General features: G+C 44.5%; 6 protein-coding genes. 2 read left to right on the forward strand and 4 right to left on the reverse strand.

The window, feature by feature from the left end; translation table 11 throughout:
- Positions 1-51: 51 nt before the first annotated feature.
- The 4 genes from ACG95_RS12770 to ACG95_RS12785 form a co-directional block, all read right to left on the reverse strand.
- Positions 52-1,038, reverse strand: coding sequence for a choloylglycine hydrolase family protein (locus tag ACG95_RS12770; protein WP_048000900.1), 987 nt, complete (start codon positions 1,036-1,038; stop codon positions 52-54).
- 88 nt (positions 1,039-1,126) lie between these two features.
- Entirely contained in the window at positions 1,127-3,166 is a 2,040-nt protein-coding gene (locus tag ACG95_RS12775) for a heavy metal translocating P-type ATPase (protein WP_048000901.1), read from the reverse strand.
- A gap of 308 nt (positions 3,167-3,474) precedes the next feature.
- The gene (locus ACG95_RS12780) at positions 3,475-3,903 is read right to left on the reverse strand and encodes a CopY/TcrY family copper transport repressor (RefSeq protein ID WP_048000902.1); all 429 of its coding nucleotides are present in this window, start codon (positions 3,901-3,903) and stop codon (positions 3,475-3,477) included.
- A gap of 174 nt (positions 3,904-4,077) precedes the next feature.
- Complete coding sequence (locus ACG95_RS12785) at positions 4,078-4,350, reverse strand: hypothetical protein (protein ID WP_048000903.1); 273 nt, start codon at positions 4,348-4,350, stop codon at positions 4,078-4,080.
- A gap of 126 nt (positions 4,351-4,476) precedes the next feature.
- Here ACG95_RS12785 and ACG95_RS12790 point away from each other — a divergent pair, with 126 nt between their 5' ends.
- Positions 4,477-4,893 carry a zinc ribbon domain-containing protein gene (locus ACG95_RS12790; RefSeq protein WP_048000904.1) on the forward strand — a complete coding sequence of 139 codons (417 nt, stop codon included), beginning with the start codon at positions 4,477-4,479 and terminating at the stop codon, positions 4,891-4,893.
- Between the two features lie 150 nt (positions 4,894-5,043).
- A complete protein-coding gene (locus ACG95_RS12795) occupies positions 5,044-6,486 on the forward strand; it encodes a DHA2 family efflux MFS transporter permease subunit (RefSeq protein WP_048001004.1) in 1,443 nt (480 codons plus the stop codon).
- Positions 6,487-6,658 lie beyond the last annotated feature (172 nt).

A 6,658-nucleotide genomic window follows, 5' to 3' on the forward strand; every position in this document is an offset into this window, starting at 1 on the left:
TTTTGTTTTAGAGACTTATGTCACAGCCTCTTTAGTATTGTATTTCAAACATTAATTAGCCAAATTAAATTGTTGCGTCTTCTTCAATTCAAATTCGGTTGGTTGTGCAGCCGTCATTAACTCCTCAGTTAAAGCAACCCGTGTGATGGATTGATCCGCATAAGGTTGAATGTAAAATGCTGGCTCGTGCATACTCATGTACGCCCGGTACTGCGTATAATCAGATGTCCCGTTGTCTTGAATCTTAACACCCTTAGGAATTTCAACTGAATTGAGCATGTGTGATAAAGTATTGATTGCTTCCGCATCGGTCTCAACGGCATCAGTATGCTGACGCATGAAGACGGTCCGGACAAAGCGAGCTACTGACGTATAATCCCCAGGCATCCCTAAGGCACCGGTTCCGGGACCAAACGCCTTAACTTCCATATCACCGTATTGGCGAGATGGGTGTGGCGTTGGTTGTAGATTTACGTAATTGCTCAAGTTCTTTAAATGCCAGTTAAAGTCTGGTGTATTAGTCATCACACCCACTGGATTTTCCATAAAGTGCATCCCATCAGCTTCGCGTTCTAAGACGTAAGTTGCACCCGTCTTGTCGCTAATAATCCAATGTAATGGTACAACAATATTCAATAGTGGCGCTGCGGCTTCCATGATATTAAGCGTATCTAAACGTTCGCCTAATTCAGCAGCACTCTTAACGTTACCTAAGATCCACATCACAACTTCGTGAGGAGCTAAGTTAACTTGATCAGTAACAGTTTGATCCGCATAGTGGGCCTGACCAGCAAAGTAAAGCGCTGCGGCACTGACGCCATGTTCATTGACACCATCAACGAACACGTAACCATTAAGATCACGGCCGGTACCAACGAAACTGTATGGTGCGTCAAAACCATCTGGATTGGTCACACTACTGAAATGGTGATTCCGTGGAATAGCCACTGGACGGCCACCAAGTTCAAAAGCGAAGTCCATGGTGCGTGCTAAAAACTGATCACCCGCCGTGGTTTGAAACGTTAAACTAGTACACATGGGTCTCACATCCTTGATTTAAGTACTCTTATTTTAGCACCTAAACCAAGTCAACACACGCATTTGCAAGAATATACCTATTAATCGATTAGTCTTTCAGTCGTAACGTCATCGCATTGATTGCCACGATAACCGTACTCAAGGACATCACAACCGCGCCAAACATTGGGTTTAAGATAAAACCAATTGGTGCTAATACCCCGGCTGCCAACGGAATCGTTACAATATTGTAGCCAGCACCCCACCATAAGTTTTGTGCCATTTTACTGGTTGTTTGCCGTGCTAATTCCAAGAAATCAACCACATCGTTAGGATTGCTCTTTACTAGCACGATATCAGCAGAATCAATTGCGACATCCGTCCCCGAACCAATCGCAACCCCAATCTCAGCCTGTGCTAGACTTGGCGCATCGTTAACGCCATCACCGATCATCATGACGTTGCTACCATCAGCTTGATACTGTTTGACTAATTTAGCCTTGTCTTCTGGCAATAAGCTAGCGTGAACTTCCGTAATGCCCAACTGTTTAGCAACAACTTGCGCACTCTGCTTGTTATCACCCGTTAACATGACCGGCGTAATATGTTGGGCTTTCAAGCTATCGATTAAGTTCTTCGATTCTGGCTTAATCTGATCACCCTGCGCAGCAAATCCTAGGACCGTCTTATCTTGAATCAAGAAGCTGACGGAGTTACCCGCACTAGCCAAACGATCGAAGGTCTCTTGATCGTATACTAATTTCTCTTTATCAAGATAAGCCGCTGAAACAATCCGATACTCTTTACCATCGATCGTCCCACTCAGACCAACCCCAGTAATCTGATGAACGTCCGTGACCTTCGTAGCAGCTATTTGATGTTCCTTAGCTGCAGCTAAGATGCCTACTGCTAACGGGTGACTTGAGCCATTTTCCAGCCCTGACATCATTGCTAAGACTTCATCCGCTGTAAATTGAGTCGTGACGCCCTGATAGTCTGCAACTTTAAAATTACCAGCCGTCAAGGTCCCCGTCTTATCCATTAAAGCGTAGTTCAATTTTTTAACTTGTTCCATCGCGTCACGATTACGAATCAATAAGCCGTGACGAGCGGCAATCGCCGTGCTACGAGCAACGACTAGTGGAATTGCTAACCCCAATGCGTGTGGGCAGGCAATAACTAAGACCGTTACCGCAATTGATAAGGCTAAAGCCAAATTACCAATGAGTAACCAAGTAACGAAGGCCACGATTGATACCGTTAGTGCTGCATAGAATAGTAAACCAGCCACTTTATCGGCCATGTTTTCTTGTGAAGATTTGGCTGATTGCGCATCACTGACCAACTTCATAACCTGAGCTAAATAACCACTCTCGCCGGTCCCCGTAACTTGCATTTCAAACGTTCCGTCACCGTTGACCGAACCACCAACAACTTTATCCTGCGCCTTTTTCTCAACTAACTTCGCTTCACCAGTGACCATCGATTCATTAACACTAGTGGCACCACTTACGACTGTCCCGTCAGCTGGAATCTTTTCGCCAGCCCGAACTTGAACGTGATCACTCTTCGCTAGATCTGAAATCGCAACTTCTTGAACTTGGCCATCTACAATCTTGTGAGCAGTACTTGGTAATAATTTAGCTAAATTATCAACCGCTGACCCAGCGTTCATCACCGTATTCATTTCGATCCAATGACCCAACAACATGATGGCAATTAAGGTAGCTAGTTCCCAGAAGAAATCAGTCACCATTGGTTTGGCATGCAAGAAATCATTAGCGATCACCGCATAAATACTGTAAACGTACGCCACGCTAATCCCCATGGTAATCAGGGTCATCATCGCTGGTTTGCGGTTAGCGACTTCCGCTTTAGCACCACTGAAGAATGGTTGCCCACCGTAGAGGAATAGAATCGTTCCTAAAATTGCAACGATGTAATCAGACCATGGTTGGAAAACTACTTGAAATGGTAAGTTAACCCCCATCATGGGACTCATCACAACGATTGGAATCGTCAAAACTAGTGAAACCCAAAACTTCAACTTCAAGTTTCCCATATGCATCATCTGACCATGCCCCATATCCATATCATCCATGTGTTTCATGTCATGCTTGCTCATGCCCTGCATATCCATATCTTTCATAATCAATGGCCTCCTAACCAGAATGTTTACATCTGTAATCCATAACTAAAGTTTACGTTTGTAGACGATAAAAGTCAAGTTAAATACTTTCGGCCTTCTTTCATCATCAACTTACTCCTCATAACGCCGGTCTACACACCAAACACGTTTGAAAGTTATCCTTAAGTAGTAAGTTTTTCCAAACCCTTATCTATTACAATACTGGCTTAAATCAACCTAAACAAAAATAACGCTCAGCTGGAGTATGACACTACCACTGAACGTTACTTTTGTTTTTTTTACATTCTAATAAACCACTCGTCGCTAGCTTAGCACTTTGTCCCCGGCACACAATCGCAATCAATTACGGCTGGTGCTGATGATGCTTTTTTCGCTAAAACATCTTGTAACCCCGCAATATCTGCCTGGCTCAAATTTAACTGCTCAATTAGATCAGTCAACGTTTGACCAACTCGCATCTGACACAGATGTCCAAATAGTGTGCTGGCCGCCTCGTCCATCGATGGTTGTTCTTCAACTACTGGAAAGTAGGTAAAGGCGCGTCCGTTTTTCTCAACCCGGAGTGCTCCCTTCTTAACTAACCGTCCCAGTAACGTCTTAACGGTAGCCATCTTCCAACCCATCTTTGCGACCATCGCCTCAGCAACCTGATTACTAGTCACTTGTCCAAACGTCCAAGCAACCCGCATCACTTCCCATTCAGCATCGCTAATCTCAATTTTTGTTTGTGCTTCCAATGGCTTGACCACCTCTCCGAATTAATTTATACATAGTTTACATCCGTAAACACAAAAAAGCAACTATTCCATTCGCAACTCAGTACGAACATAATAGTTGAACTTATTCATTATCATCACTAAATAATTTAATTCAGCTAATGATAGATTCTAGCGATTCACCGCATAGACCACTTAATGTTCCTGAACAAACTGCTCGAGTAACGTCATAAGATAAGTGACATTTTCTGGGTACGCCGCTGCATGTTGACGCAAATAACTGTCAATCTTACCGTGATATAAAATAGTTGTCGCTGTTTGACCGCTAGTTTGCAATAAACTTTGCCGAAATTCATTAAGCAGTTGCTGTAGCCCAACCTGCACCGAATCATCTCGGTCTAGCATTAAAGCGGCCCGACTAACCGCATCTAAAACTTGTGATTGTGTAATTTGTGATTTTGCTGACATTCGTTTTCCCCTATTTACTATAATAGGTCTCATTATACACCGTTAAACCAGCCATCTAAGATTATTTCTACGAGAAAATATGTTATGCTACCAACATCTATTCATTCTAATAACGGAGGGCTTGACTTGAAACCTACTTCAAAATTACAACAACGACTACAACTTTGGATGCGCGGACGTTACGGCCAAAATGACACGCTGAATCGCTTCTTGAATAACCTAGCGCTTGTTCTGATACTGGTCAGCTTTTTCTTACGTTCAAGTTGGCTGATTTTGCTAGCCGTGTTATTAATCGCATTCAGTTATTGGCGACTATTCTCCAAAAAGATCTACCAACAAGTCGCCATCAACCGGGGCTTCCAGCGCATCTGGCTACCCATCACGCGGCCGTTCAGCCGCTTAAAATACTGGTTCACTCAACACTGGCACTACCGTTTCTTTCACTGTGAACAGTGCCACCAACGGATTCGGGTTCCCCGCCATCACGGTCGGGTCAAGGTAACTTGCCCTAAATGTAAGCACCAGTTTGAGGCACGAACTTAATATCAACCTACTACTAAAATGACCTACTTCAGAATTCAAACTTCTGAAGTAGGTCATTTTTGCGTTGATAACCGTCAAAAAACACTTACGAAATTTTTTATTTTCTGTTAGGCTAACCAGTTGTACAAGAAAGTGAGTGTGACGATTTTTATGGATTCAGTAAAAAGCAACCCGCAAGCACAACAGACAGCGCGGGTTCCTGTCACCCATCCAATGCTGGCCATGATGGGAATGTTAATTGGGGGCTTTGTCGGCATGTTTAGTGAAACGTCACTGAACATCGCGTTACCCCAATTGATGGTCCAGCTCCACGTCACTACTGCAACCGTTCAGTGGTTAGTCACTGGTTACATGTTAATGATTGGGATCGTACTACCCTTATCGAGTTTACTCTCTAAGTGGTTCACGACCCGTCAAATTATTCTATTCGCACTAATTGACTTTGCAGTCGGAGCCGCAATCTCTGCCTCCGCACCCGGTTTTGGTGTCTTACTGCTAGGTCGAATGATTCAGGGGATCGCAACTGGACTGATTCTACCCTTGATGTTTACGGTCGCAATGCAGATTTTTCCACCATATAAGCTCGGTGCCGCTATGGGGATGGTCGGACTAGTTATTATGTTCGCCCCTGCCGTTGGTCCTACACTAGCCGGAGCCGTTTTAGGCCTTGCTTCTTGGCGCTGGATCTTCTGGATTTTTATTCCATTTCTAGCAATTGCCTTTATCTTCGCCGTAACTTCTCTGGAAAACATTGCACCTGTTACCCGGCCTAAAATCGACTTCTTATCGATTCTATTATCCATGATTGGTTTCGGTAGTCTAGTCGTCGGTGTCAGTCTAGCCAGCGCTCAAGGCTGGGGATCGTCCGCTGTAATTGGATCACTAATTCTCGGATTAGTTGTTCTAGCTTGGTACACCCACCGACAGCTCACGATGGCTCACCCGATTCTGAACTTGAAAGCGTTCACAATTCCAGGCTTCCGTATCGGTGCTAGTCTCGTGATGATCAACTTTGGTATTATTCTATCAGCAATGTACCTATTACCCATGTATATCCAAAAGGGCCTGTTGATCCCCGTCGCCTTAACCGGTGTTATTATGTTACCCGGCGGTTTGATGAATGCTATTATCTCAGCTATTTCTGGTCGTTTATACGACCGCATCGGTGCCCGTAAACCGGCACTTCTAGGCTTCTTCATCTCAATGGTTGGCGCTTTGATGCTAGCCCTCACGACGACACACAGTGCAACGTGGTACGTCATCTTAGCACACGTTATCCTGATGATTGGGGCACCGCTCGCGATGTCACCTTCCCAGACCCACGGGTTAAACGCACTCACCGGTCCACTTGCAGCCGATGGTAGTACGATTATGAATACCCTCCAACAAGTTGTTGGTGCGATCTCCACAGCCATTGCAACTAGCTTACTCGGAATCGGCCAAGCCGCTTACTACGCTAACGGGTTGCACCATGCGGCCGGGGCGTTCGTCAACGGGGCGCATTACGGTTTTTACTTTACGTTAGTCATGGCGTTTGCCGGCCTGTTATTAGCGACTCGCTTGCCAAAACAGAGGGTGACAAAAACTGAGTAGCTGGCTCACGTTTCAATAATTAAGATAAAAAATACAATAAGGGACTATGACTTAGGTCACGGTCCCTTATTTAGTTCAATCTCCTAAAGGTTGAAAGTCCCAAAAAAACTTAACCCATTGATCTAACAGTGAGTATTGGATAAAAATTAGTGTCAGTGTTTAATTCACCGCT

Source organism: Lactiplantibacillus herbarum (assembly GCF_001039045.1).
Taxonomy (GTDB): Bacteria; Bacillota; Bacilli; order Lactobacillales; family Lactobacillaceae; genus Lactiplantibacillus; species Lactiplantibacillus herbarum.